The 24212-nt window shown below is 65.3% G+C and carries 25 protein-coding genes, 1 tRNA gene and 2 pseudogenes; 7 read left to right on the top strand and 21 right to left on the bottom strand.

What is annotated here, in order from left to right:
* Positions 1 to 165 precede the first annotated feature (165 nt).
* Both ABIB45_RS13975 and ABIB45_RS13970 read right to left on the bottom strand, forming a co-directional pair.
* Positions 166 to 247, bottom strand: a tRNA-Tyr gene (locus tag ABIB45_RS13975).
* Positions 248 to 428: 181 nt separating this feature from the next.
* Positions 429 to 683, bottom strand: a complete 255-nt coding sequence (locus ABIB45_RS13970; protein WP_354216459.1) for a hypothetical protein — start codon at positions 681 to 683, stop codon at positions 429 to 431.
* A gap of 205 nt (positions 684 to 888) precedes the next feature.
* Between ABIB45_RS13970 and ABIB45_RS13965 the strand changes: the two genes are divergently transcribed.
* Both ABIB45_RS13965 and ABIB45_RS13960 read left to right on the top strand, forming a co-directional pair.
* Positions 889 to 1380: a YajQ family cyclic di-GMP-binding protein gene (locus tag ABIB45_RS13965; RefSeq protein ID WP_354216458.1), complete on the top strand. Its 492-nt coding sequence runs from the start codon at positions 889 to 891 to the stop codon at positions 1378 to 1380.
* Positions 1304 to 2172, top strand: a pseudogene (locus tag ABIB45_RS13960) (Dyp-type peroxidase); the annotation flags it as partial. The gene ABIB45_RS13965 and the pseudogene ABIB45_RS13960, both read left to right, overlap by 77 nt.
* 154 nt (positions 2173 to 2326) lie before the next feature.
* On the opposite strand, the gene htpX reads toward ABIB45_RS13960, so the two are convergent.
* The 3 genes from htpX to ABIB45_RS13945 all read right to left on the bottom strand — a co-directional run bounded on the left by htpX (position 2327) and on the right by ABIB45_RS13945 (position 3578).
* Complete coding sequence (gene htpX / locus ABIB45_RS13955) at positions 2327 to 3193, bottom strand: zinc metalloprotease HtpX (protein ID WP_354216457.1); 867 nt, start codon at positions 3191 to 3193, stop codon at positions 2327 to 2329.
* Between the two features lie 74 nt (positions 3194 to 3267).
* A complete protein-coding gene (locus tag ABIB45_RS13950) occupies positions 3268 to 3453 on the bottom strand; it encodes a hypothetical protein (RefSeq protein WP_502909223.1) in 186 nt (61 codons plus the stop codon).
* Positions 3450 to 3578 carry a hypothetical protein gene (locus ABIB45_RS13945; RefSeq protein WP_354216456.1) on the bottom strand — a complete coding sequence of 43 codons (129 nt, stop codon included), beginning with the start codon at positions 3576 to 3578 and terminating at the stop codon, positions 3450 to 3452. Before ABIB45_RS13945 ends, ABIB45_RS13950 begins: the two co-directional genes overlap by 4 nt.
* A 10-nt stretch (positions 3579 to 3588) precedes the next feature.
* Here ABIB45_RS13945 and ABIB45_RS13940 point away from each other — a divergent pair, with 10 nt between their 5' ends.
* The 3 genes from ABIB45_RS13940 to ABIB45_RS13930 are packed head-to-tail and all read left to right on the top strand — an operon-like array spanning position 3589 to position 6140.
* Positions 3589 to 4134: a hypothetical protein gene (locus ABIB45_RS13940; RefSeq protein WP_354216455.1), complete on the top strand. Its 546-nt coding sequence runs from the start codon at positions 3589 to 3591 to the stop codon at positions 4132 to 4134.
* A gap of 31 nt (positions 4135 to 4165) precedes the next feature.
* Positions 4166 to 4648: a Fur family transcriptional regulator gene (locus ABIB45_RS13935; RefSeq protein WP_354216454.1), complete on the top strand. Its 483-nt coding sequence runs from the start codon at positions 4166 to 4168 to the stop codon at positions 4646 to 4648.
* A gap of 7 nt (positions 4649 to 4655) precedes the next feature.
* Positions 4656 to 6140, top strand: coding sequence for a catalase (locus ABIB45_RS13930; RefSeq protein WP_354216453.1), 1485 nt, complete (start codon positions 4656 to 4658; stop codon positions 6138 to 6140).
* A 122-nt stretch (positions 6141 to 6262) separates the two neighbouring features.
* On the opposite strand, the pseudogene ABIB45_RS13925 reads toward ABIB45_RS13930, so the two are convergent.
* The 5 genes and pseudogenes from ABIB45_RS13925 to ABIB45_RS13905 all read right to left on the bottom strand — a co-directional run bounded on the left by ABIB45_RS13925 (position 6263) and on the right by ABIB45_RS13905 (position 9095).
* Positions 6263 to 6957: pseudogene (locus ABIB45_RS13925) on the bottom strand (ABC transporter ATP-binding protein).
* Positions 6947 to 7720: an ABC transporter permease gene (locus tag ABIB45_RS13920; protein WP_354216452.1), complete on the bottom strand. Its 774-nt coding sequence runs from the start codon at positions 7718 to 7720 to the stop codon at positions 6947 to 6949. The pseudogene ABIB45_RS13925 and the gene ABIB45_RS13920 overlap by 11 nt, the downstream one beginning before the upstream one ends.
* Entirely contained in the window at positions 7717 to 7935 is a 219-nt protein-coding gene (locus ABIB45_RS13915) for an ABC transporter permease subunit (RefSeq protein ID WP_354216451.1), read from the bottom strand. Before ABIB45_RS13915 ends, ABIB45_RS13920 begins: the two co-directional genes overlap by 4 nt.
* Positions 7899 to 8249, bottom strand: coding sequence for an ABC transporter permease family protein (locus ABIB45_RS13910; RefSeq protein WP_354216450.1), 351 nt, complete (start codon positions 8247 to 8249; stop codon positions 7899 to 7901). Before ABIB45_RS13910 ends, ABIB45_RS13915 begins: the two co-directional genes overlap by 37 nt.
* A gap of 57 nt (positions 8250 to 8306) precedes the next feature.
* Entirely contained in the window at positions 8307 to 9095 is a 789-nt protein-coding gene (locus ABIB45_RS13905) for an ABC transporter substrate-binding protein (RefSeq protein ID WP_354216449.1), read from the bottom strand.
* A gap of 378 nt (positions 9096 to 9473) precedes the next feature.
* On the opposite strand from ABIB45_RS13905, the gene ABIB45_RS13900 reads away from it, so the two are divergent.
* Positions 9474 to 10109 (top strand): DUF2461 domain-containing protein, encoded by a 636-nt coding sequence (locus ABIB45_RS13900; protein ID WP_354216448.1) that lies wholly within the window; start codon positions 9474 to 9476, stop codon positions 10107 to 10109.
* Positions 10110 to 10183: 74 nt separating this feature from the next.
* Here the strand turns inward: ABIB45_RS13900 and ABIB45_RS13895 are convergent, their stop codons facing one another.
* From ABIB45_RS13895 to ABIB45_RS13850, 10 genes are all read right to left on the bottom strand, one after another.
* The gene (locus ABIB45_RS13895) at positions 10184 to 10837 is read right to left on the bottom strand and encodes a TetR/AcrR family transcriptional regulator (RefSeq protein WP_354216447.1); all 654 of its coding nucleotides are present in this window, start codon (positions 10835 to 10837) and stop codon (positions 10184 to 10186) included.
* Positions 10838 to 10923: 86 nt separating this feature from the next.
* Complete coding sequence (locus tag ABIB45_RS13890) at positions 10924 to 11874, bottom strand: sugar kinase (RefSeq protein ID WP_354216446.1); 951 nt, start codon at positions 11872 to 11874, stop codon at positions 10924 to 10926.
* Positions 11871 to 12095, bottom strand: coding sequence for a beta/alpha barrel domain-containing protein (locus tag ABIB45_RS13885; RefSeq protein ID WP_354216445.1), 225 nt, complete (start codon positions 12093 to 12095; stop codon positions 11871 to 11873). Before ABIB45_RS13885 ends, ABIB45_RS13890 begins: the two co-directional genes overlap by 4 nt.
* Positions 12096 to 12309: 214 nt before the next feature.
* On the bottom strand, positions 12310 to 13836 hold the full coding sequence (locus ABIB45_RS13880) for an amino acid permease (protein WP_354216444.1): 1527 nt from the start codon (positions 13834 to 13836) through the stop codon (positions 12310 to 12312).
* Between the two features lie 182 nt (positions 13837 to 14018).
* Positions 14019 to 14429, bottom strand: a complete 411-nt coding sequence (locus tag ABIB45_RS13875; RefSeq protein ID WP_354216443.1) for a DUF779 domain-containing protein — start codon at positions 14427 to 14429, stop codon at positions 14019 to 14021.
* A complete protein-coding gene (gene adhP / locus ABIB45_RS13870) occupies positions 14429 to 15451 on the bottom strand; it encodes an alcohol dehydrogenase AdhP (protein ID WP_354216442.1) in 1023 nt (340 codons plus the stop codon). The genes ABIB45_RS13875 and adhP overlap by 1 nt, the downstream gene beginning before the upstream one ends.
* Before the next feature lie 56 nt (positions 15452 to 15507).
* The gene (exaC, locus tag ABIB45_RS13865) at positions 15508 to 17034 is read right to left on the bottom strand and encodes an acetaldehyde dehydrogenase ExaC (protein WP_354216441.1); all 1527 of its coding nucleotides are present in this window, start codon (positions 17032 to 17034) and stop codon (positions 15508 to 15510) included.
* Positions 17035 to 17234: 200 nt separating this feature from the next.
* Positions 17235 to 18620: a helix-turn-helix domain-containing protein gene (locus ABIB45_RS13860; RefSeq protein ID WP_354216440.1), complete on the bottom strand. Its 1386-nt coding sequence runs from the start codon at positions 18618 to 18620 to the stop codon at positions 17235 to 17237.
* Positions 18621 to 18699: 79 nt separating this feature from the next.
* Positions 18700 to 20187 (bottom strand): FAD-dependent oxidoreductase, encoded by a 1488-nt coding sequence (locus tag ABIB45_RS13855; protein ID WP_502909222.1) that lies wholly within the window; start codon positions 20185 to 20187, stop codon positions 18700 to 18702.
* 83 nt (positions 20188 to 20270) lie between these two features.
* On the bottom strand, positions 20271 to 21269 hold the full coding sequence (locus ABIB45_RS13850; protein ID WP_354216438.1) for a DNA topoisomerase IB: 999 nt from the start codon (positions 21267 to 21269) through the stop codon (positions 20271 to 20273).
* An 84-nt stretch (positions 21270 to 21353) separates the two neighbouring features.
* Between ABIB45_RS13850 and rarD the strand changes: the two genes are divergently transcribed.
* The gene (gene rarD / locus ABIB45_RS13845; protein ID WP_354216504.1) at positions 21354 to 22400 is read left to right on the top strand and encodes an EamA family transporter RarD; all 1047 of its coding nucleotides are present in this window, start codon (positions 21354 to 21356) and stop codon (positions 22398 to 22400) included.
* 102 nt (positions 22401 to 22502) lie between these two features.
* On the opposite strand, the gene ABIB45_RS13840 is transcribed toward rarD, so the two are convergent.
* Positions 22503 to 24095, bottom strand: a complete 1593-nt coding sequence (locus tag ABIB45_RS13840; RefSeq protein ID WP_354216437.1) for an endo-1,4-beta-xylanase — start codon at positions 24093 to 24095, stop codon at positions 22503 to 22505.
* Positions 24096 to 24212: the final 117 nt, after the last annotated feature.

Genomic DNA, 24212 nt, shown 5'->3' with positions numbered 1-24212 from the left:
TTTTCCCCTTTGCATGGTCAATTCCCCTGCGACCCCGCGGGGAGTAGTCCAACGGAAGGGGAATCGGGGCCGCCGAAGGACTGCGGGAGGCGCCGTCAGAAGCCATGCGCTGAAGGGCACAAAAAAGCCTCCGGAACCTGGTGGTTCCGGAGGCTTTTCCTTGGGTGGCAGATGAGGGATTCGAACCCCCGTAGGCGTTGCCAGCTGATTTACAGTCAGCCCCCTTTGGCCGCTCGGGTAATCTGCCGAACTTCAAAAGAAGATCACCCCCGGCTGCAGTCTGCAGAACGTCCGTTTCCGGGCCGTTCCGCTTCCAGTAACCGCGGGCAAGACAACTTTACAGAACTTCTGCCGAAGAATCGAATCGAGCCGCTCCGCCACGGAGACGGACCCCAAAAGCCTTGCAATTCCGCGGAAGAAGAGCGAAATCAGGCCTCCCCAAGAATCCGCCCCGCCAGCTTTGCCTCGAACCTAACAGCCTGCTCCGCCGTGATCTGATTCAGCTGCACTGCCCGGCGGAGGTCCTCGCTGACGCCATCCATGCGGGCAGAGGCGTCCGGTACGGGGCTGAAAACAATGGATCCTGCCAGGGCTGCGGCGACGACGGACGTGGCGGCCGTGACGACTGCTCCGGCGGCTGCGGCAGTGGTTCGGGTGACGTAATGGACTGCGGTGCGATGCATAGCTTCCCTTTCGTGCTTGTTCCAACTGGTTCAACTCTCGCCTGCCCAGCTTCGTTCCCGCAGTGCGTCGGCTAGGAGGGAACTGTGAATCGTCAATCATGCAGGATGCGCAGTAGCGCCAGAGCCGATCCGTATTAGGCTGGAATGCAGAGATCCACGCCCTTCCAGAGCCAATGGGAGGGCAACCATCAGCACAAGGAGAGTCATGGCCGGCGAGTCAACGTTCGACGTCGTAAGCAAAGTGGACAAGCAGGAAGTGGCCAACGCGCTGAACCAGGCGCAGAAGGAACTGACCCAGCGCTACGACTTCAAGGGCGTGGGCGCCGAGGTCGATTTCAGCGGCGAGAAGATCCTGATGAAGGCCAACTCGGAGGAACGCGTCCTGGCAGTGCTGGACGTGCTCCAGTCCAAGCTGATCCGCCGCGGCATCTCCCTGAAGTCGCTGGACACCGGCGAGCCGTTCGCGTCCGGCAAGGAGTTCCGCCTGGAAGCCTCCATCAAGGAAGGCATCGAGCAGGACCTGGCCAAGAAGATCAACAAACTGATCCGCGATGAAGGGCCCAAGGGAGTCAAGTCCCAGATCCAGGGCGACGAACTCCGCGTCTCCTCCAAGTCCCGCGATGACCTGCAGGCCGTCATGGCCCTGCTCAAGGACTTTGACGAGGCTGACCTGCAGTTCGTTAACTTCCGCAGCTAGCCACACGGCACCGGCAACGCGCCGCGCCGCGCCGCGCCAAGGGTCCGGGGACCACCGATTTCGGTGGGCCCGGACCGTTTTCCTGACGCTGACCTTCGGCTTTGGCCCAACACTGTTCGGGAAGGACGACACGGCCCGGTTCGGGCTGGAGGGCCGCCGGCCGGCTGCGCTGATCGACCTGCCGCATTTCCCGGGCGATGACCTCCACTATCAGCGAACGGGCGGGGACCTGGTCGTCCAGGCATGTTCCGACGACCCCAAGTAGCAGTGCATGCCATCCGGAACCTGGCGCGCATCTCGTTCGGCAACGCGCGTGTCCACTGGTCCCAGCTGGGCTTCGGCCGCACGTCCTCCACCTCGCGGGCGCAACAGACGCCGCGGAACCTCTTCGGCTTCAAGGACGGGACCAACAACGTCAAGTCCGAAGACTCGGCGTTTCTGGACGAACACATCTGGGTGCCCGGCGGCGCCCCGGCCACTGAGGCCTGGATGGAGGGCGGCAGCTACCTCGTGGCCCGCCGCATCCGCATGCACATCGAGATCTGGGACCGGACCTCGCTCCGGGGACAGGAGAACCTGATTGGCAGGACCAAGGCGGAGGGCGCCCCGCTTTCCGGCGGGACGGAGTTCACCGACCCCGACTTTGCCGCCAGCGGCCGGGCCAGCCACCCGCTGATCGCCGCCGATGCGCATGTGCGGATAGCCCACGCGGAGCAGAACAAGGGTGTGCGGATGCTGCGCCGCGGCTACAACTTCACTGATGGCTCGGACGGCGAAGGGCTGTTCTCGGCCTGACTTCCGCAGCAAGGACACTGGTCCGGCGACGGGACACAGAATCGGGCTGGGGACACCGGAATTTCGGTGTCCCCAGCCCGATTGCGTTTCACCCGGCCGTTTGCGTGTCCTCAGCAGCGGACGACGGCGGCGCGCTGTTTGTCGGCTGGCCTCAGTTAAGCGGACGGCCAGCCATCCGCTCCAGCCGGGCGATCCGGTCCCCCATGGGCGGGTGCGTCGCGAACAGCTTGGTCATTGCGCCGCCGCGGAACGGGTTGGCGATCATCAGGTGCGAGGCGTTGACCAGCTTCTGGTCCTGCGGAAGCGGGACAACCCGGACACCCTGTTCAATCTTGCGCAGAGCTGAGGCGAGCGCCAGCGGATCGCCTGTGAGCTGCGAACCGTCCTCGTCGGCGTCGTACTCCCTGGTCCGCGAAATGGCGAGCTGGATCAGTGAGGCAGCGAACGGCGCCAGAAGCGCCATGGCCAGCATCGAGAGCGGGTTGGAGTTGCGCCGGTCGCCGCCGAAGAACAGCAGCATCTGGCCCACCGAGGTGATCACACCGGCCACCGCGGCCGCCACCGAGGACGTGAGGATGTCCCGGTTGTACACATGCATCAGCTCGTGGCCCAGGACCCCGCGAAGCTCCCGGGCGTCGAGCAGCTGCAGCATGCCTTCGGTGCAGCAGACGGCCGCGTTTTTGGGATTCCGGCCAGTGGCGAACGCGTTCGGATTCATGGTGGGCGCGAGATAAATGCGCGGCATCGGCTGGTTTGCACGCACAGACAGCTCCCGGACAATCTGGTACAGCTGCGGCGTCTGGGCCGCCGTCACGGGGTAGGCCTGCATGGAACGGATGGCGATTTTATCGCTGTTCCAGTAGCCGTACGCCGTGGTGGCAACACCCACCAGCGCCATGATCCAGATGGGCGCCGCGCTGCGGGTGTTGAGGCCGATCAGGACGCCCAGCCCCAGCAGCACCGCCCAGAGGACACCAAAGAGCGCTGCGGTCTTCAGGCCGTTGTGATGTTTGTGCACGTCCGCTCCTTCACGTCGCCCCGGCAGGGTCAGCCTCAGCAGGGCCCCCACAGGGTTCGCCAGCGGGCGGGGAACTACGGCACCGGATCATGGGCATCGTACTTCCGGAAACCCGGCCGCAGCTGCGCCGCCACCCAGGCCACCAGCACGCAAACCATTCCGCCCAGAAGCAGGACCCAGCCCTCACTCAAGATCTTAGTCCCGCCCCCGGCCAGCAGGTCCCCCACGCGCGGGCCGCCGGCCAGCGGCCCCACTGTCATGGCCAGCCGAACGAAAGCATGCTGAGCGCGTTGGCCGCGGGAAGCAGTTCCGTGCCGATCAGCGTGGGAATGATGGCCCTCCGCGCCGGCTGATTGATGGCCTGCGCGCCGCTCTTGAGTGCCACGCGCTGCACCGTGGTGTTTGCGCACCAGTGGCACCCCATCGGGACAGCCATCGGCGAGCCGGAGGCGGAATCGTCCACCCCAACGTTCCACCAGTTCGGGCGCTGGGACCGCGAGCCAGTCACTCTGGGTGAACAGCTGCTGCTTCCAACCCAGCGCCGCGTACCGGCGGCAGAAGAGGAGCTCGCGGAGTACGACGGCGGCCTGCGCACCGCGCTGCGCCGCCTGGCTGGGGAGCACTCGGGAGAGCCCGCCTCGCCGGAAGCCGCGCCGCTGCCTGAACTGATTGCGGCCGCGCCCCCGTTGACGGCCGGCGACCACCACGCCGTCGTGTCACCGGCATCGGACGGAGCACTGACTGCCGGCCTCCTGCTGGCGCTGGGCGCCGCCGTGCAGGGACTGACGGGAGGCCGCGGCGTCACCGGACTGAGCTGCGTGGCGCCGGATCCGGGCTCGGTAGGGCGGGAAGTCCATGCCCTGGGCCGCTCGGCAGGCGAGTCAGTTAACCCCCTCCAGGAGTTCCTGAATCTGCCGGAAGTTAGCCACGCCTTATTGTGACAAAATCAAAATAAGTGGTTAAATAGAAACCATGACGGAACACCTTGGCGGCCACGATGCATGGGCTGCTGCCCTGCGGGCACACGGCCGCCGCGTGACCAAGCAGCGGCTCGCCGTGCTGGCCGCCGTCGAACACCACCCGCATTCACCGGCAGAAAGCATTCTGGCCTCCGCACGCACAGAGCTCCCGGAACTCACTGCACAGTCCGTCTACGTGGTCCTGGGGGACCTGACCGACCTGCACATGCTGCGCCGCTTCGAGCCGCCGCACTCCCCCGCCCTGTATGAGACCCGCGTCGGTGACAACCACCACCACGCCATCTGTATCAGCTGCGGACGCGTCGAGGACGTGGAATGCGCCGTCGGACATGCGCCCTGCCTCACCCCGCACTGGGATGCGAACGCCAAGCCCATGACCATCCAGATCGCGGATGTGATGTACCAGGGCATCTGCCAGGACTGCCAGCAGTCCCAACAACTTTCCCTCCAGAACGTCCAAGTAATCAAGAAATAGGAGAACAATGACTGCCATTTCAACGACCCAGTCAGGTGCCCCCGTCACGTCCGACGCGCACTCCCAGTCAGTTGGTGCCGACGGTGCCATCATCCTGACTGATCACTACCTGATCGAAAAGCTCGCCCAGTTCAACCGCGAGCGGGTCCCGGAGCGCGTAGTCCACGCCAAGGGCGGCGGCGCGTTCGGTACGTTCAAGACCACCTCGGACGTCTCCAAATACACCAAGGCAGCGTTCCTGCAGCCGGGCACCGAGACGGACATGCTGATCCGCTTCTCCTCCGTTGCCGGCGAGAGCGGCTCCCCTGACACCTGGCGCGATCCCCGCGGCTTCGCCGTCAAGTTCTACACCACCGAGGGCAACTACGACCTCGTGGGCAACAACACCCCCGTCTTCTTCATCCGCGACGGCATCAAGTTCCCGGACTTCATCCACTCCCAGAAGCGCCTCCCGGGCACCCACCTGCGCGACGCTGACATGCAGTGGGATTTCTGGACCCTGTCCCCCGAGTCCGCACACCAGGTCACCTGGCTCATGGGCGACCGCGGCCTGCCGGCTTCCTGGCGTGAAATGCAGGGCTACGGCTCGCACACGTACCAGTGGATCAACGCCGAGGGCGAGCGCTTCTGGGTCAAGTACCACTTCAAGTCCAACCAGGGCGTCAAGGCCATGACCGGCGACCAGGCCGAAGGGCTGGCCGGCTCGGACGCGGACTTCTACATCCGCGACCTGCAGGAAAACATCGCCGAGGGCAACTTCCCGTCTTGGGAACTGCACGTCCAGGTCATGCCATACGAGGACGCCAAGACGTACCGCTTCAACCCGTTCGACCTCACCAAGGTGTGGCCGCACGCCGACTACCCGCTGATCCACGTGGGCACCATGGAGCTGAACAAGAACCCGGAGAACTACTTCGCGCAGATCGAGCAGGCCACCTTCGCGCCGTCGAACTTCGTGCCGGGCATCGCCGCTTCGCCGGACAAGATGCTGCAGGCCCGCATCTTCTCCTACGCCGATGCACACCGTTACCGCGTGGGTACCAACCACGCCCAGATCCCGGTGAACCAGCCCAAGAGCCAGGTCAACAACTACAGCCAGGACGGCCAGGGGCGCTTCAGCTTCAACGCTCCCTCCGTTCCGGTGTACGCACCGAACTCCGTGGGCGGCCCCGCCGCTGTTGAGCCGGCTTCCCCGGCCGGTGGCTGGGAGAACGACGGCGAGCTGACGCTTTCCGCACACTCCCTCCGTGCCGAGGACGGCGACTTCGTCCAGGCCGGCGCCCTGTACCGCGAAGTGTTCGACGACGGCGCCAAGGCCCGCCTGCTGGACACCCTCACCGGTGCTGTGGGCGGCGTGAAGACCCCCGAGATCAAGGAACGGGCCATCCAGTACTGGACCAACGTTGACGCCGAGCTCGGCGCCAAGCTGCGCGCCAACCTCGGCGCCGGTTCCACCGACTCCGACGCCGAGGCAGCCAACAAGATCGGCTAATTCGCCACTTGAGGCCCCTTGCGGCACAACAAAACAACCCGCCACGATTTTTCGTGGCGGGTTGTTTAGTTTGTGGCGTTGTTTCTAGCGTTGAGTTGACGCGCACGCCTCACTTATAGGGGCTAGGAGCGTGTGAGCGTCTCCGGCTCACCTGCCGCCGCGGGGCGGTGGCCCTTTTTGGCGCGCTGGATTTGCTCGTACACGTGGTGGCGGAGTTCGGTGAAGCGCGGCAGGGACCGGGTCTCCTACTGGTCACGCTCCACCGGGAGGTCAATCATGATGTCCTCCTGGACCACGGTCGGGGAACTGGAGAGGATGATGACGCGTTCGCCGAGGTAAACCGATTCGTCGATGTCGTGCGTAACGAAAAGCACCGTCACGCCGAACTTCTTCCAGATGGTGCGGATCAGGTCCTCCAGATCCGCCCGGGTCCGCGCGTCCACAGCCGCGAACGGCTCGTCCATCAGCAGGACCTCGGGCTGGTACGCAATGGCGCGGGCGATCGCCACGCGCTGCTGCATACCGCCGGACAGCTGCCAGGGATAGGAGCGCGGGACGTGGGCAAGGCCCACCGCCTCAAGGGCCTCGTCAACGAGCTTGTCCCGTTCAGCCTTGGGCACCCCCTGGTTTTTCAGCGGCAGCTCCACGTTGTCCCGGACCCGGAGGGACCCACGAGGCAGGCAAGTTCGCCGGCACGCAGGTCGAAGGTCAGGTTACGCACAGCCTCGATGTCGCCGCCGTCGGTCTGGTACACCTTCTTCAGGCCGCGGACGGAGAGCATGGCCTCCGGAGCCGGGCGGGTGGGATCAGGCTGCATTTTCTACCTCTTTCTGGCCGTGGTACCAGCGCAGGATGTTTCGCTCGGCCCACTGGAAAATGAACGACAAAGCCACGCCCAGCAGACCGAGTACCACGATGCCGGACCACATTTCCGGGATGGCGAAGGACCGCTGGAACTGGACGATGGTGAAGCCAAGCCCCGAGGACGAGGCGAACATTTCGGAGATGACCATCAGGATCAGCCCGAGGGACAACGACTGGCGCACCCCTGCCATGATCTGCGGACTGGCCGAAGGCAATACCAGGTACCTGACACGGGCCCAGCCGTCGATGCCGTAGGTGTGGGCCGAATCAGAGAGCACCCCGTCGACAGCCCGGACTCCTTCGATGGTGTTCAGCAGGACAGGCCAGACGCAGCCGGAGATGATGACAGCGATCTTCATGGAGTCGCTGATGCCCATCAACAGGATCAGGACCGGGACCAGGACCGGCGGCGGGTTGGCGCAAAAGAACTCCAGCGTCGGTTCCAGCAGGGCCCGGAGCCATCGGACCGAGCCGATGAGTACCCCGCCCACGATGCCGATCACGATGGCTGCGACGACGCCGACCAGAAGCCTTCCGATGCTGGGCAGCACGTCGGAGAGGAAGCGGGGGCCGAACCAGACCTGGCCGAATTTACTGACCAGGGTGGCAGGGGTGGGGACGAAGAAGTTGACGGCACCGAGGGTTGAGGCCCACCAGAGCAGGACCAGCAAAACCGGCAACGCCAGCAGGTGGCCAAGGGTCTTCAGGGCTTTCACACAATCACCTCGGAACGGACGGAGGAATGCCAGGAAAGAGTCTTCTTTTCGATGAACCGCATCAGTGCGTTAATTGCCACGCCGATCAGGCCAGTGGCAAGCACCAGGGCATACATGCCCGAGATGGCGCCGCCGGACTGGGCAAGGGCGATCTCACGCCCGAGGCCAGGCGACCCGATCACCAGTTCCGCCGTGATGGCCAGGACCAGCGCCACTGTGGCAGCAAGCCGGACCCCGCCAAGGCGACGGCGATGACGAGGCCCAGGAACCAGGCGGTCATGGTTTCGCCGACCGAGATCCAGAATGCGGTCAGCCCAACGTCCCGCACCAGTGCCACAATGACATCGCCGGCCGGGGGGAGGAAACGTTCATTGATGATGCCCAGCCGCGGAATGAGTTCCCAGGTGCCCAGGAATCCCACAATCCCGGCCAAGCCGAGCAGCTGTTTCGTAGGCACCTTGCGGACGTACTGGCGGTCCCGCCCCACGCTGGGGACGGGACCGCCGGAGGTTAGAGCGTCTGCACTCACGGGAGGAGGTCGCCTGCGTTCGGCGCCTTGGTCAGAGTGCCGTACTTGGCGGCAGCGTCACCGAGGGTCTTGAAGGCGTCCTTGTTGAAGTCGACTTTGTAGCGCGGCAGCACGATCTTGGCTCGTGCGGCCTCGTCGATCTTGGTGTACGTGCCCACGAGGTCGCGGACCTCCTGTGGGTGCGCCTGCCTGCGCGTACTCGAGGGACTTGTTCATGGCCCGGGTGAACTTCGCGGTCAGGTCCGCCTTGTTCTTGATGGTGTCAGACTTGGTGAAGTAACCGGCGATGTCCAGCTCCGGGCTCCTCTCGACGAAGTTCCAGGAGACCACGGTGCCGCCCTCGGCGACGGCCTTGGAAGCGAACGGTTCCAGAATCCAGGCCGCGTCCACCTGCTTGTTGGCCAGCGCAGCCGGGGCGTCCGGGAAGGCGACCTCGACGAACTTCACGTTGGAGGGATCGCCGCCGTCCTTTTCGATGGCCGACTTAATAGTGGTGTCGCCGATGTTGGACAGGTTGTTCACCGAGACGGTCTTGCCAGCGAGGTCCTTGGCGGAGTTGATGCTCGAGCTGGCCGGGACGACGATACCACCCACATCCTTGCCGCGCTCGCCGGTGCTGGACGCGCCGTTGGCAACGAATTTGAGGTCGAGACCCTTGTCCTTTGCGACCATCACGGAAATCAAGTTGGAGAAGGCGAAGTCGAAGCTGCCGCTGACCACGCCCGGCACGATTGCTGCGCCGCCGGTGGCGGTCTGAATATCTAACTGCAGGCCCTCATCCTTGAAGAACCCCTGATTGTTGCCCAGGTAGATCGGGGCGCAGTCCACGATCGGGATAACGCCCACGCTGATCTTGGTCAGTTCCGTGCCCCCGTAGCCCCTGCAGTGGAGGTGCCGCCTCCGGGGGAACTCGGTGAGCCGGACCCACAGGCTGACAAGCCCAGGACGGATGCTGCGGCAAGGGCAGCGATAACGGTACGACGTTTCATGACACTCCTTCGTGCACTGGCACGGGAGTGAGACGCCCCCATGCGCCGCTGTTCGCACTCTCTGGCATGAGAGATTCAAGGGTCAACTTGTTCTTCCCATCGTTATCCTCCTGACGCCAGTAGCCGGATGGCGGAAGGCGTCAGCTGATGTTCGATTTTACGCCCGAATGTGACGCTATCCACATACGTGATGCGGGCTCTGGCTGGACTTTGTTCGAATACCTAGGATCGCTGCATGAACACATTCCAGGGCATCCCTGCAGGAGCATTCGCGTTCTACGCCGAGCTTGAGGACAACAACAGCCGGGAGTGGTGGCTGGAGCACAAAGACAGCTACAACACCTTGGTCCGGGACCCGGTCGCGGCACTGCTGGCCGAGCTAGAGCCGCGGTTCGGGCCGGGCAAGATCTTTCGTCCCAACCGGGACATCAGGTTTGCCCAGGACAAGTCGCCATATAAGACGGCCCAGGGCGCCTTTGCGTCAGTCCAGGAAGGCGTGGGCTACTACCTGCAGATCAGCGCTGACGGGCTGCTGGTCGGTGGCGGCTACCATTCCCATACTCCTGCGCAACTGGCCCGGTTCCGAAATTCGGTGGATGCCTCCGGCCCGGGTGAATCGCTGCGGCACATCGTGGACGGTGTGGCTGCCGCGGGCTTTGCGGTGGAGGGCGAGAAACTCAAAACTGTGCCGCGCGCTTATGACCGGGACCATCCCCGGGCGGAGCTGCTTAAGCACAAGTCGCTCTCCGCCGGCATGGAGCTGGGCCGGCCGGACTGGGTGGAATCGCCCGATGCAGCCCGGAAGGTAGCCGGGCTCTGGGACCAGCTGCGGCCCCTGGTGGAGTGGGTGGGCCGTCACGCCGCGCCGTAACAGCTGTCGGCTGAAGGCAGTAGTTTGGCTGAACGCAAGGGTTCAGCTGAACGCAGGGGCTACCGGACCACTTCTTACCTGGCGCCGTCGTGGCTGGACTCTTCATGGCTGCGCTCTTCGTGGCTGGACTCTTCCCCGGCGGCCGCCTGCCGGTACTCGAGGTTGTTGAAGAACACCGTCAGCATCAGCTCAAAGGCCTTCGTTGCCGCCTCCGGCTGGTTCATCACCACAAAGTCGAACTGCAGCCCGTAGAACGTGGACGTAAAGAGCCGTGCATCGGTGTCGGCAAACTCCTCGGCAACACCCTGGACCATCAGCCAGTCACGGGTCTTGTAATGCAGCATGCGGAAATGCTCCTGGGCTGTGCCCCGGGGTTCAGCGGCGACGATATCCTGTGCCGTGGCCTCAAACTCCAGCCGGGCAAGGTGCCGGTTCCGCTGGGCCATGGTCCACTGCCACGACTCAAGAAGGTACGCCCGCCAGGCCTCGCGGCTGATCTCCCGGACGTCAGTGCTGCGCATGCTGTCCAGTCTGGATTCGATGGAGCGGATGACTTCCGTGATCAGCTGTTCGCGGTTACCGAAGTGGTAAACCAGCGCGTACGCACTGATGCCCAGGCCTTCGGCCAGGGTGCGGAACGTCAGTTCGGCCAGCGTCTTGTCCATCAGGTAGTCAAGGATTGCGCTCAGCAGCTCTGCTTTGCGCTCCGGTTTTGCGGGGCGGGCCATGAATCCATCTTAGGGAGGGCAGGACGGTGTGCCGTACCCAGCGCCGCGGCGCCGATCCAGACCCTCCCTGCAGCGTCGGATATGCGTCAGCGTGCCACCGGTTCGGTTGCGTCGAGCAAGGCAAGCTCATGGCGGCGCGGCGTGCCCTCCCAGTCGCCCGGCACGAGGCAGGCGAAGGCTCCGGTGCGGACCGCGGTGAGCAGCCGTTCCTGGACCGAGGCTCCAGCCAGCAGGTCCGAAATGTAGCCGGCCACAAACGCATCACCGGCGCCCACGGTATCGATGGCGTTGACCCGGACGGCGTCCTGCGAGTATTCCACGCCGTCGATCACAGCGGCACAGCCCGCGGCCCCGCGCTTGATGACCGCCTGACCGGGTCCCAGGGCGGCAACCCGCCGGGCGAGCTCCAGGGGATCCTCCGCTGGTCCTACCGCAATGGCGGCTTCATCGTCGCCGGCGAACACAATGTCCGCCTGCGTGATAAAGCTGCGGAAGACCTTTCCCGCGTCGTCGGCGGACCACAGCGCGGCCCGGTAATTGAGGTCGAAAGAGACCAGCACACCGGCATCGCGCGCGATATCGAGCGCGTGCTGGGCGGCCTGCGCAGCGGACGGCGACAGTGCGGGGGTAATGCCGGTGAGGTGCAGGAGCCGGGCGTTGGCAATCCGGCCGGCCGGGATGTCCGTCCGGGCCAAGCGCGAACCTGCGCTTCCGGACCGGTAGTACCAGACCCTGAGCTGGTCCATGGTGCGGCGCTCTTTGATCATAAAGCCGGTGGGTGCCGTCTCGTAGCGCAGCGGGTCCACCACGATCCCTTCGGCCGCGAGCTCCCTCAGCACCAGTTCGCCGAGGCTGTCGTTGCCGGCGCGGCCAACCCACGTCACCGAAGTGCCGAGCCGGCGCAGCGCGATGGCGAAGTTGCTTTGGGAACCGCCCATGCCGAGGCTGAGGGAGGACACCTGGGCCAGCGGGCCGGGTGTGTCGGCTTTCATCAGGCCCATGGTTTCGCCGAAGGTCACGACGTCGGTGAAGGTCACCGCGTAATCCTCGCCTGGACCGCTTCCGCCACCAGTGCACTCAGCTGGCGGGACCGGACCGTGAGGGCTGCAAGGTCGCCGCCGTCGAGCGCCTGGCGGGCCTGGTCCCCGGAGGTGACAGTGCCGACGCCGATTTCCGGGTCCCCGCCGAATTGCCGTTTGAGGTCGGGCAGGAGGTCAAAGACCCCGTCGGCGCTGAGGGTCAGTTCGATGGACCGCACGCCGCCGCTGACAGGGTCTCGATCACCGGCGCGTATTCCCGGGCGTGCCGGGCGCGGAGGACGGCTACCACCGGGTTGGCCTAAAGGATGGCCGAAACGGGTGGGCTCTGGACTTCGCTCATGTCAGTAACGATATAGGGCGGGCACCAACAGAGGCACCCGGCCGCCTGGAGCGGAGGGATGCCTCTGTTGGTGCTGTGCGAAGAGTTGGGTACTAAGGGCGGGACGCCATTTCCTTCTCGGGCGCATTATCCACTGCAGACTTGGCCGCAGCGAACTTTTCATTCAGGCGGGAGTGCCTCTGGCCGTAAGCGAAGTAGATGACGATGCCGATAACCAGCCAGCCGGCGAAGAAGATCCACGTCTCCACGGCCAGGTTCATCATCAGGTACAGGCACAGCACGGCGGAAACCACCGGGAGGACCTTGCCGAACGGCACGCGGAAGGACGGCTTCAGGTCGGGGCGCTTCCTGCGCAGCACCAGGATGCCCAGGCTGACCATCACAAACGCGGACAGTGTGCCGATGTTGATCATTTCTTCGAGCAGGTCCACGTTGGTCAGGCCCGCCACAAGTGCCACGGCGGCGCCGCAGATGATCTGGAGGCGGACCGGCGTCGAACGCTTGTCGCTGGTTTTGGAGAGGGACCGCGGCAGCAGGCCGTCGCGGCTCATGGCCAGCACCACCCGGGACAGTCCCATGAGCAGCACCATGATGACGGTGGTGAGGCCGATCAGGGAACCGAACGCGATGACCTTGGCAGCGGTGGTGTTGCCAACGGCTTCGAACGCGGTGGTGAGCGTGGGGTTTTCTGCCGCCGCGAGGTCGGTGTAGGAGACCATGCCGGTCAGCGCGAGGGACACCAGGATGTAAAGCACCGTCACCACGGCGAGGCCCCCGAAGATGCCGCTCGGCAGGGTCTTCTGCGGGTTCTTGACTTCCTCCGCGGACGTGGCCACCACGTCGAAGCCGATGAACGCGAAGAACACCAGGGCTGCGCCCGCGAAGACACCGAGCGTGCCGTACTGCGCAGGGGCGGCACCGGTGAGGAAGCCGAAGAAGGACTGCTTGAGGACGTCAGCGGCGCCGCCGGCGGTGGGCTCAGCGGCCGGGACGAACGGGCTGTAGTTCTCGACTTTCACGTAGGTGAAGCCCACAACGATCACAAAGAGCACAACGGCGATCTTGATCAGGGTGAAGACGTTGCCCACGCGAGCCGAGAGCTTGGTTCCCAGCACCAGGAGAACGGTGAAAACGGCGACGATCAGGAACGCGCCCCAATAGAGGTCCACGCCACCGATGGAAACGGCCGCAGGAACATCGGCCCCCATCAGTGCGAACACGTTACTGAGGTAGATGCCCCAGTACTTCGCGATGACGGCCGCGGCGGTGAAGAGCTCCAGGATCAGGTTCCAGCCGATGATCCACGCGAGCACCTCGCCCATGGTGGCGTACGTAAAGACGTAAGCGGACCCGGCAACGGGTATGGCGGTGGCGAACTCGGCGTAGCACATGATGGCCAGGGCACAGGTCACTGCGGCGATGGCGAAGGAGACCGTCACGGCCGGGCCGGAGAAGTTGGCCGCAGCCTTCGCGCCCACCGAGAAGATCCCGGCTCCGACTGCGACAGCGACGCCCATGATCATCAGGTCCCAGGTGCTGAGTGACCGTTTGAGCTTGCGTCCGGGTTCATCAGCGTCCGCGATGGACTGCTCGATGGATTTGGTCCGGAGAAGGTTCATGAGTAGTTGATCCTGATTTTTGGGGGAAACGGACTTATCAACTTTACGGCCCAGCGGGAAGCTGCTCGCAATCCTTCCGAATGGTGAGACAGGCAGAGCGCCGAACTTAATGCGGGAAACAGCTTGAGGCCCTCCTTTCGGAGGGCCCCAAGGGTTACTGCGTCGAATTGTCTAAGTATTGTCTAAACAGGCCAATCCGTCATCAGGGTGGACCGGATGAGGAAGCGCTTGCCTTCGGGGGCTTCCACCGAGAAGCCGCTCCCCCGGCCCGGCACCACATCCACCGTCAGGTGCGTGTGGCTCCAATACTCGAACTGCTCCCTGGACATCCAAAACTCCAACGGCTCCGGCTTAAGTCCGTCCGAAATATCAAACAGCCCCAGCAGGACATCCGCATCGCCGGTGATGAACTCGCCGGCCGGATAGCACATGGGAGCGGAGCCATCGCAGCAGCCGCCGGACTGATGGAACATGAGCGGCCCGTGCTGCAGCCACAGCTTTTGCAGCAGTTCCACGGCCTGCGCGGTGAGCGCCACGCGGGAAAAATCTTCCCCAGGCAGCGTCACTGCGGCGTTAAGCCTTGTCGCTGGCATCAGAACCTCAGCACCACACGGCCGTCGATCTTGGCGTGTTTCATTTCGTCAAGGACGGCGTTGACTTCCCCGAGCTCCCGAACTGAGACCGTGGGGTGGATCTTGCCCTGGGCATAGAAATCGAGTGCTTCCTCGAGGTCCTGCCGGGTCCCCACGATCGAGCCGCGGACAGTCAGGCCCTTGAGCACAATCTCGAAGATCGGCGCCGGAAAGTCACCCGGTGGCAGTCCGTTGAACACAATCGTCCCGCCCCTGCGGGCCATGCCGATCGCCTGTCCGAAAGCTGACGGGTGCACTGCCGTAACCAAGACTGCATGGGAACCTCCGGTTTCGCGCTGGATGACTTCTGCTGGATCTTCGTGCAGGGCGTTGACCGTCACTTCAGCGCCGTGGTCCTTCGCCAGCGCGAGCTTGTCGTCCGCGATGTCCACGGCTGCCACACGCAGCCCCATGGCAACCGCGTACTGGACGGCGATATGGCCCAGGCCGCCGATGCCGGAGATCGTCACCCACTGCCCCGGCCTGGCCTCGGTCATCTTCAAGCCCTTGTAGACGGTGACGCCGGCGCAGAGCACAGGTGCCACCTCCACGGGGTCGGAGCCCGCCGGAATGCGGGCCGCAAAACGGCTGTCCACCAGCATGTACTCGCCGAAGGAGCCGTCAACGGAGTAGCCGGCGTTCAGCTGCACCTCGCACAGTGTCTCCCAGCCGGTGCGGCAGTATTGGCAGTCGCCGCAGGCAGACCAGAGCCACGCGTTTCCGACCAGGTCACCAACGGCGAGGTCAGTGACCCCCTCACCGAGGGCCACAACTTCACCCACGCCTTCATGGCCAGGGACAAACGGCGGCGACGGCTTCACGGGCCAATCGCCCTCTGCGGCGTGGAGGTCGGTGTGGCAGACGCCGGTGGTGAGCACCTTGACCAGGGCCTCCCCCGGCCCCGGTGTGGGAACGGCGATGTCCTGGATCTGGAGATCCTTGCCGAATTCGGTTACTACTGCTGCTTGCATCGTCGTCGTCATTGGCGCAATCCTTGCGTTGTTGTAGCGGTGATATGCCGGTTGAAGGTGGGCAGGGCCTAGAAGAAGCCGAGCTTGTTTTCGTTGTAGCTGACCAGGAGGTTCTTGGTCTGCTGGTAGTGGTCCAGCATCATGGAATGGTTTTCCCGCCCGATGCCTGAGGACTTGTAGCCGCCGAACGCGGCGCCCGCCGGGTAGGCGTGGTAGTTGTTGACCCAGACGCGGCCTGCCTGGATTTCACGCCCGGCGCGGTACGCAACATTGCCGTTGCGGGACCAAACGCCGGCACCGAGGCCGTACAGGGTGTCGTTGGCGATGCCCATGGCGTCGTTGTAGTCGCTGAACTTTGTCACCGAAACAACAGGGCCGAAGATCTCCTCCTGGAAGATCCGCATCTTGTTGTGGCCCTCGAACACGGTGGGCTGGACGTAGTAGCCGCCAGCCAGGTCCCCTTCGAGCTGGCCGCGTGCGCCGCCGATGAGCACCTTGGCGCCCTCCTGCTTGCCGATGTCGATGTAGGAGAGGATCTTCTCAAGCTGGTCGTTGGAGGCCTGGGCACCCACCTGGGTCTCGGTGTCGAGCGGATTGCCCTGGATCATCTTCGCCACCCGGGCCACGGCGTCGGCCATGAAGGAATCGTAGATGTCTTCCTGGACCAGGGCACGCGACGGGCACGTGCAGACCTCGCCCTGGTTGAACGCGAAGAGCGCGAAGCCCTCCTGGGCCTTGTCGTAGAAGGCGTCGGTGGTGTCCGCGGCGACGTCGTTGAAGAAGATGTTGGGGCTCTTGCCGCCGAGTTCCAAGGTGACCGGGATGAGGTTCTGGCTGGCATACTGGCTGATCAGCCGGCCAGTGGTGGTCTCGCCGGTGAAGGCGATCTTGCGGATCCGCGGGCTGGAGGCCAGCGGCTTGCCGGCCTCGACGCCGAAGCCGTTGACCACGTTGAGGACGCCGGCCGGGAGGAGATCGCCGATGAGCTCCATCAGCACCAGGATGGACGACGGCGTCTGCTCGGCCGGCTTGAGCACCACTGCGTTGCCCGCGGCCAGGGCGGGGGCCAGCTTCCAGACGGCCATCAGGATGGGGAAGTTCCACGGGATGATCTGGCCTACGACGCCGAGTGGCTCGTGGTAGTGGTAGGCGGTGGTGTCGTCGTCGAGCTGGGACAGCCGGCCCTCCTGGGCACGGACGGCGGAGGCGAAGTAGCGGAAGTGGTCCGCGGCGAGCGGGATGTCCGCCCCCAGGGTTTCACGGACGGGCTTGCCGTTGTCCCAGGATTCCGCGACGGCGAGCATTTCCAGGTTCTCGTCGATCCGGTCGGCGATCTTGTTCAGGATGGCAGCACGCTCGGCCACGGAGGTTTTGCCCCAGGACGGCGCGATCTTGTGGGCGGCGTCCAGGGCCAGCTCAATGTCCTCGGCGGTGCCGCGGGCCACCTCGCAGAAGACTTTGCCGGTGACAGGGGTGATGTTTTCGAAGTACTGGCCTTTGACGGGGGCAACCCACTCGCCGCCGATCCAGTTCTCGTAGCGGTCCTTGAACGTGACCTTCGAACCATCGGTACCGGGCTGTGCGTAAACAGTCATTGCTAGCTCCTTTGCTGTGCCGGAGGTGGCGCCTTGATGCCGGCGCCGCCGTTGCCATCAGCGTAGGAGTGTAAGGGTTGCGGTCAGGTTGCGCGTGTGTGAGCCAGCTCACTGCCGGTCCCACCTGCTCCCCTTGCCTCGCAAGCTCGGCCAGGGACCCGGCAGGCGTGGGCCCAGGCTTCGAGCACCCGCGGCGGGGGTTAGGCGCCGAGTTCGGCTTCCAGCCGTTCAAGGTCGGCGACGACGGCGGCCCGTTTGGGTGATCGCGGCGGCAGCAGCTTGAGCGCGGCAGTCCGGACGTCGACGTCGTCCTTCGCCTCCGGAAGTGCCGCGTACTTGAGCAGCGTCTCGGCGCTGCCGTCGGTCAGCACCGCTTCACGCATCAGGGAGGAGACCCGAGCCCGGAGCCTGATAATGCCCGGGGACTCAGACCGCGGCAGCACGGCGCCGCGGTAGATTTCCAGCGCGATCCGGTGGGCGCCCCGCTGCAGGCAGTTCAGCACCTGGCCGCTGTCCGGGACCAGGTCCATGCTGAGCTTGTACGGCCTCGATGTGGGGACGGCAGCCGGATTGAGCTGCTGGAGGATCTTGCGCAGCCGGACCATTTCCGGGCGCAGCGTCATGGTGGAACCGCCGCCCGGGTAGAGCTGGTCGCTGAGTTCCTCAGCCGTTAGGCCGTCCGGGTGCGTGCTGAGCAGAGCGAGGATTTCGCTGTGCCTGGCGGACAGCACCACAGTCTTGCCTTCGATGCTGAGCACGGCCTGGTCGCGGCCCAGGATCTGCAGGCTGTTCCGGTAGAGACTGATTGCCTTCCCGCCGGAGCCGGCTCCCCCGGCCCGACTGGACCCGGGCACGGTACTGGTGGTCCGCCGTCGGGCCGGCCGGCTGGCGAGCGTCGCCGCGAACTGGAGCCGCTCAACGCGCAGCTGCGCCTGCGCGGCGGCCACGGTCGCCTCGACGAGTGACAAGGTGTGCGGGGCCACCGCGGTGGCCTTGCCCGTGATGTCCACAACGCCCAGCAGCGCGCCGGAATCCGGGTCGTAGAACGGGACGGCGGTGCAGCTCCACGCGTGCACGGACCGCTGGTAATGCTCGGCCCCGGAAATCTGGATGCCGCGGCCCAACGCCAGGGCTGTTCCCGGTGCACTGGTGCCGACGGTGGCCTCTGACCAGTCAGCGCCGGGCACGAACATCATGCCTTCCGCGCGGCGCTGCAGGGCTGGATCCCCCTCCACCCAGAGCAGCCGGCCAACCTCGTCCCCTACCGCCACCAGCAACCCGCTGTCGTGGCTGGGCTGGACCAGTAGCTTGTGGATCACGGGCATGATGCTTGCCAGGGGGTGCTGCCTGCGGTATTCCTCCAGCTCATCCGTATCCAGGGCAAGCGGCGCTTCGGGGTTGTCCGGATTGGCTTTCAGCCGAGCCGACCGCTGCCAGGATTCGCGGATCAGCCGACGCAGCCCGGGGATTTCCGGCGTGTCCGGAAACGCGCGGGCGTCGAGCTGCTCGTGGGCGGCCAGGGCATGCCGCTGGGCCAGCCCCTCGGAATCGGTGCCGGGAACTGCCGGACGGATCAGGTTCGTCATCGAACTCCCTCCGGAGTTTTTGTCCAGATAATGCCCGTTTGGGGGCGAAAAAGCCGCATTATCTGGACAAAAACTCGGATCAGGCGCGGGAGATGCTAATCATTTCCTTGCGCGGTACTACTTTGATGCGTTCACGTACGACGGCGGCGGTCCCGTCGGTGCCGGGCTCACCTTCCGACCACTCAGCGCCGAGGGCTGCTTCGTGCGCATCAAGCTTGATCCAGCCCGCCCAGGTGGTGAATTCGACCCCGCGCTCGTGCAGCAGATCGACAATGGCCTGCGGATCCGGGTTCTGGGCCGGGGGCAGGGTGAGCCGGTCCTCCAGCAGGAAGCCGATGGTCTCCAGGGCATCGCCCTTGGTGTGGCCGATCAGGCCGACCGGTCCGCGTTTGATCCAGCCGGTGGCGTAGATTCCGGGGACCGCGTTGCCTTCGGCGTCCAGCACGCGGCCGCCTTCGTTGGGGACCACGCCGCGTTTGGCGTCGTATTCCAGCTCATCCAGCGGCGAGCCGTAGTAGCCGATGGCGCGGTACACGGCCTGCACCGGGTAGTCCACAAAATCGCCGGTACCCTTCACGTTGCCGGTTCCGTCCAGCTCCATCCGCTCGAACTTGATGCCGGCAACATGGCCGGACCCGCCGTCGTCGGAAATCTCTACCGGGCTGTGCAGGAAGTGCAGGTGCAGGCGGCGGGACGACGGTTCTTCCGCCTCCGCGTGCTCTTCCACGAGCCAGTTGGTGAGGGTGTTGACCATGGTTTTGATCTGGTTGTTGCTGCGGATGGCGTCATCGGAGGCCTCGTCGAATTCGAAGTCCTCCGGGTACAGCACAATGTCCACGTCCTTCATGTGGCTTAGCTCGCGCAACTCCAACGGGGTGAACTTCACTTGGGCGGGCCCGCGGCGGCCGAAGACGTGCACGTCCGTGACGGGCGAAGTTTTCAAGCCCTGGTAGACGTTGTCCGGGATCTCCGTGGTGAGCAGTTCATCGGCGTGCTTGACCAGCATCCGGGCGACGTCCAGGGCCACGTTGCCATTGCCGATCACGGCGATTTCGTGTGCATCCAGCGGCCACTCCCGCGGGACATCGGGGTGGCCGTCGTACCAGGACACGAAGTCCGCCCCGCCGAAGGAGCCCGCAAGCCCGATGCCGGGGATGCGCAGGTCCGCGTCCTTGATGGCGCCGGTGGAGAAAATCACGGCGTCATAGAAGGCCCGGAAGTCATGCAGGGTCAGGTCGCGGCCATAGGTGACGTTGCCCAGGAAGCGGATGTCGCCGCGGTCCAGGACCTTGTGCAGAGCGTTCACAATGCCCTTGATGCGCGGGTGGTCAGGCGCGACCCCGTAGCGGATCAAACCGTAGGGCGCCGGGTAGGCCTCAAACAGGTCGATGCTGACCTCGAAGTCCCCGTCTTTGACGCCGTTGGACTTGGTCAGGATGTCCGCCGCATACACACCTGCTGGTCCCGCGCCCACAATGGCAACGCGGAGCGGACGCTTGGAGGTGGTTTCGCCTGGTTTGGACACCGGGAGCCCTTCTGGAACGAGGAGATTGCGACGGAAGCGCATAGTGCAGGGTGCGCCCAGTGTCCCTATTCTAAATGTGCCGTGGTCCTTAATGTGCGTGCCAGGATGCGGCGTTCAGCCAGGGCCTAACCGCTTCGCTGCAGCGGCACCACGTCACCTTCCCGGTACAGCAGCGCACGGACTTCGGATTCTGCGGACTGCGCGCGGTGCGGATCGATGGTCTCCCCCGCGGCGAAGTGGTCCAGCAACCGGGGGTCAACATAGCTTTTGCGGGCGATTGACGGCGTGTTCCCCAGCACCGCCGCCGCCTCCTCCATGGCCATGCTGATGGCGCGCTTGCGTGCCCCCACTTTCTCCTGGGGTCCGCTGCGCGCGAGGCTGAGGGCGGCTGCCACGGTCCCGTGCAGCGTCCGGAAGTCCTTGGCCGTGAAGTCCAGGCCCGTGCGCTCCTTGACGTAGGCGTTGATGTCGGCGCTGGTGACCGGATGCCAGGCCCTGCCATTCTTGAACGCCAGGAGACGGGCGTTACCGCCGCGCCGTTTGAGGGTCCGCACCAGGGCGGCGAGGTCGGCGTCGTGGATTTCCGATTCCCAGTCCTTGCCGCTCTTGGCCGGAAACTTCAGCTCCAGGCACTCCTTGCGCACGTGGACGTGCGCACACAGGAGCGTGGCCAGGCCGCGGCTGCCGTTCTCGTTCGTGTACTGCTCCGATCCGACCCGGAGGGAGCCGCTGTCCAGCATCCTGAAGGCTGCCGCCAGGACGCGTTCGCGGCTGGGGCCGTCGCTTCGGAGGTCCAGTGTCACCAGGCGGCGGGCCGTGGGCAACGACTCCGCCAGCTGCAGGGCACGGTCGAACTTCAGCCGGTCCTTCCGCTCACGCCACTCCGGATGGTAGATGTACTGCCGCCGCCCCACGGCATCCATGCCGGTGGCCTGGATGTGTCCGTTGTCGAACGGCGCAATCCACACGTCCGTCCAGGCCGGCGGGATCCCGATGCTTTCAAGCCGGTCCCGGACGGTCCCCGAGGGCAACGTGGAGCCGTCCAGGTCGCGGTAGCTGAAGCCCGTGCCGGCGGCCACGCGCCGGTAGCCGCGGCCGTTTGCGTTGCTGCGGCGGAGCCTCACGGGGCCGCATCCTGCCGGTTTGTCCGTTCCATAAAGGCAAGCGTACTGACTAACGGCTGGAATACGCGTCCAACAACTGGTGTTATTGCAAAGGTGCCCACTCCCGACGGATCCGTCCACTCAGCAAAAGCCACCTCCCCAGGCCAGTCCCCGGGGCCCGCGGGCGGGAACGCCTCCGGTGCCGAATCCCCCGCCCTCAAAGCTGTAGACAAAGAGACGACGGCGGGAATCGCCTTCGGGATCGGCGCCTACGGGCTGTGGGGGCTGCTTCCCCTGTACTTCATTGCGCTGCTGCCCGCCGGACCTGTGGAGATCGTGGCCAACCGTGTGGTGTGGTCGCTGATTTTCTGTGTCCTGCTGATCACCGCCACGCGATCCTGGGGTCCGCTCGGCAATGCCTTCCGGAACCGTTCCGTGTTCGGCGCCCTGACCATCGCCGGCGCCCTCATCGCCGTGAACTGGCTGACGTACACCTACGGCGTAACCACCGGCCAGGCAGTCGAAGCCTCACTGGGCTACTTCATCAACCCCCTCGTCTCGGTCCTCCTCGGTGTTTTTGTCCTCAAGGAGAAGCTGCGCACCCTGCAGTGGGCCGCCGTCGCCATCGGTTTTGTAGCGGTGGGCGTGCTCACGGTGAGCTACGGAAAACTGCCGTGGATTGCCCTGACGCTGGCCTTCAGCTTCGGGCTGTACGGGTTTGTGAAAAAGCGTGTTGGCCCCAAGGTGGATGCCGTGACCAGCCTCAGCGTCGAGACCATGGTGCTGGCCCCGGTGGCCGCGGCCACCATGGTGTTCCTGGGCCTGAGCGGCTCGGCCACGCTGGCCAGCCAGGGCGCCGGGCACTTCTGGCTGCTGGCGGCCTCCGGCGTGCTTACCGCCGTACCGCTGGTGTTTTTCGGCGCGTCAGCCCGGCGGCTGCCGCTGACCACCATCGGGCTGCTGCAGTATCTGGCGCCGGTGCTGCAATTTGTGGTGGCATTGGTGGTGTTCAGGGAGGCCATGACGCCGGGCCGGTGGATCGGCTTTGGGGTGGTGTGGCTGGCGCTGCTGGTTCTGACCGTGGATATGCTGCGGATGGCAGGCATGAACTCGACAGCAAGGAAGCGGGCCAAGCTGAATGCAGTCCCATAACGTGGATTTACTTGTCATCGGGGGCGGCAAAGCAGGAAAGTCCCTTGCCGAAGGGCTGCAGCTGCTGTTCAGCCCGGCGTTCCTGGAATAACGCCCCGACGGTCAGCCGCCCAGCGCACGCCTCATCGCGTCGTACGCAGGCGTCGGCTTTCCGCCGTCGAACAGAAAGTCGTGGCCCTGCTGCAGGCTGCCCTTCTCGTCGATCCGCCAGTCGTAGCGGTCGTCCACGCCCCACGTCGTGTAGGACACGCAGGCGGACGAGCGCAGGCAGGTGGCCAGCACCGTGGCGTACTGCTTCGCCTGGGCGGCCGTCCCCTGGCCGTCCGTGACGTCGTTCTCGGAGATGCGGACGTGCAGCCCGGCGTCCTCGAAGCGCTTGAGCGTATCGGTAAGGTGGCTGGCGGAGATGGCGTCGGTTTCGAGGTCGTAGATGTGGGCCTGAAGGCCGACGCCGTAGATGTGCCCGCCCAGCGCGTTGGTGTTGAGCGCGAGTTTGAGCAGGGCGTCCCGGCGGGGCCCCGGCACGTCGGCCCCGTTCTCGTTGATGTACTGCTTGACGTCCGGATCGGCGTCGTAGACGGCCTTGGAGACGACCGCCGGGTAGCCGGGCCCGAAGACGCGGTACCAGATGTTCTGCTGGAAACTGGTCCCCTGGTCGACGTCGAACGGCTCGTTGACGACGTCGAGCGAGTCGAGCCGTCCTTTGAAGTGCGTCACCACGGTAGTCACGTAGTCGAGCAGGGCCTTGGAGCTGGCACGGCGCTCCGGCTCCGAGCCGCTGGGCAGATCCCTCATCCAGCGGGGCATCGCCTCGGTGAAGGCGATGGTGTGGCCGTGCACCGCCATGCCCTTGCGCTCGGCGATCGCGAGGATCGCGTCGGCCTCCTGGAACGTGTACACGCCCTGCTGTGGGGAGAGGAACTGCGGCTTCATAGCGTTCTCCGGCGTGAGGGCGCCGAAGTTGCCGACGAACTCCCGCGCGTAGTCCGGGTCTGAGCCAAGCGGACCCAGCGCCACCGCCGCACCGATTTTGAAGTCCGGCCGCATCCGGGCGGCCAGGGCCTGCAGCCCGTCCGCCGACTGCTCGGCCTGCGCGACTGCGGGTCCTGCGGCGCTCAGCGAGGCGCCCTTCGGAGCCGTGGCGGTGAGGGAGCTGACCTGGAAGGAACCGCCATCACTGGACAGCCCCAGCCAGAGCTTCCCCGACTCGAACACCGCGCCGAGTGGCATCGATGACACGGTGTTCCCGCCGCTCGCGATCTCGAGCGTGCCCCCGGACCGGCGTACCGAGAGCGCGGCCGCCGGATCGGAGACCGTCACGTGCTCGTCGTGCGCGGGCTGAGGGTTGGTCACGTCATGCTGGGGCGAGCCGTCGAAGACCGCAATCTCGAGGTTGTCGCCGCGGAGGGTGAGGCGCAGGCCCGCCGGCTCGATCCGGAACTCGTCGGCGATCACCGGCGGGCTGTCGTAGACGGTCCAGGACGCATCGGCTGTCACATCGGTTAGTGACACGCTGAGGGAGAAGTCCCCCTTGGCCACCAGGTGCGTGCCGGCCAGGTTCAGCGGCGGGTTCGACTGGCTTCCCCCGCCGCCCTGCTTGACGATGCTCCTTGTGGTGGCCGCGACCTGCAACCCGTCCTGTTCGACCGTCACCCCCGGCGTGTGCTGCCAATCCTGCTGGAGCAGGTCTACCATGTCGGGCTCCGGTGTCGGGTTCGGCGTGCAGGCCGCGAGGGCGAGCAGGAGGCCGGACGCCAGCACCACCATCAGTGCGTGCGCGCGCCCGGCCATCCTGTGTCCTCTTCCTCGTCG

Source organism: Arthrobacter sp. UYCo732, from assembly GCF_040547265.1.
GTDB lineage: Bacteria > Actinomycetota > Actinomycetes > Actinomycetales > Micrococcaceae > Arthrobacter.
This window is presented reverse-complemented; position numbering and strand designations above follow the sequence as displayed.

Bases quoted from the DNA above. Each gene is read 5' to 3' on its own strand.
- ABIB45_RS13970 (WP_354216459.1), bottom strand. From the start codon at position 683: ATGCATCGCACCGCAGTCCATTACGTCACCCGAACCACTGCCGCAGCC.
- ABIB45_RS13965 (WP_354216458.1), top strand. From the start codon at position 889: ATGGCCGGCGAGTCAACGTTCGACGTCGTAAGCAAAGTGGACAAGCAG.
- ABIB45_RS13950 (WP_502909223.1), bottom strand. From the start codon at position 3,453: ATGACAGTGGGGCCGCTGGCCGGCGGCCCGCGCGTGGGGGACCTGCTG.
- ABIB45_RS13935 (WP_354216454.1), top strand. From the start codon at position 4,166: ATGACGGAACACCTTGGCGGCCACGATGCATGGGCTGCTGCCCTGCGG.
- ABIB45_RS13930 (WP_354216453.1), top strand. From the start codon at position 4,656: ATGACTGCCATTTCAACGACCCAGTCAGGTGCCCCCGTCACGTCCGAC.
- ABIB45_RS13900 (WP_354216448.1), top strand. From the start codon at position 9,474: ATGAACACATTCCAGGGCATCCCTGCAGGAGCATTCGCGTTCTACGCC.
- ABIB45_RS13895 (WP_354216447.1), bottom strand. From the start codon at position 10,837: ATGGCCCGCCCCGCAAAACCGGAGCGCAAAGCAGAGCTGCTGAGCGCA.
- ABIB45_RS13880 (WP_354216444.1), bottom strand. From the start codon at position 13,836: ATGAACCTTCTCCGGACCAAATCCATCGAGCAGTCCATCGCGGACGCT.
- ABIB45_RS13875 (WP_354216443.1), bottom strand. From the start codon at position 14,429: ATGCCAGCGACAAGGCTTAACGCCGCAGTGACGCTGCCTGGGGAAGAT.
- adhP (WP_354216442.1), bottom strand. From the start codon at position 15,451: ATGACGACGACGATGCAAGCAGCAGTAGTAACCGAATTCGGCAAGGAT.
- exaC (WP_354216441.1), bottom strand. From the start codon at position 17,034: ATGACTGTTTACGCACAGCCCGGTACCGATGGTTCGAAGGTCACGTTC.
- ABIB45_RS13860 (WP_354216440.1), bottom strand. From the start codon at position 18,620: ATGACGAACCTGATCCGTCCGGCAGTTCCCGGCACCGATTCCGAGGGG.
- ABIB45_RS13855 (WP_502909222.1), bottom strand. From the start codon at position 20,187: ATGCGCTTCCGTCGCAATCTCCTCGTTCCAGAAGGGCTCCCGGTGTCC.
- ABIB45_RS13840 (WP_354216437.1), bottom strand. From the start codon at position 24,095: ATGGTAGACCTGCTCCAGCAGGATTGGCAGCACACGCCGGGGGTGACG.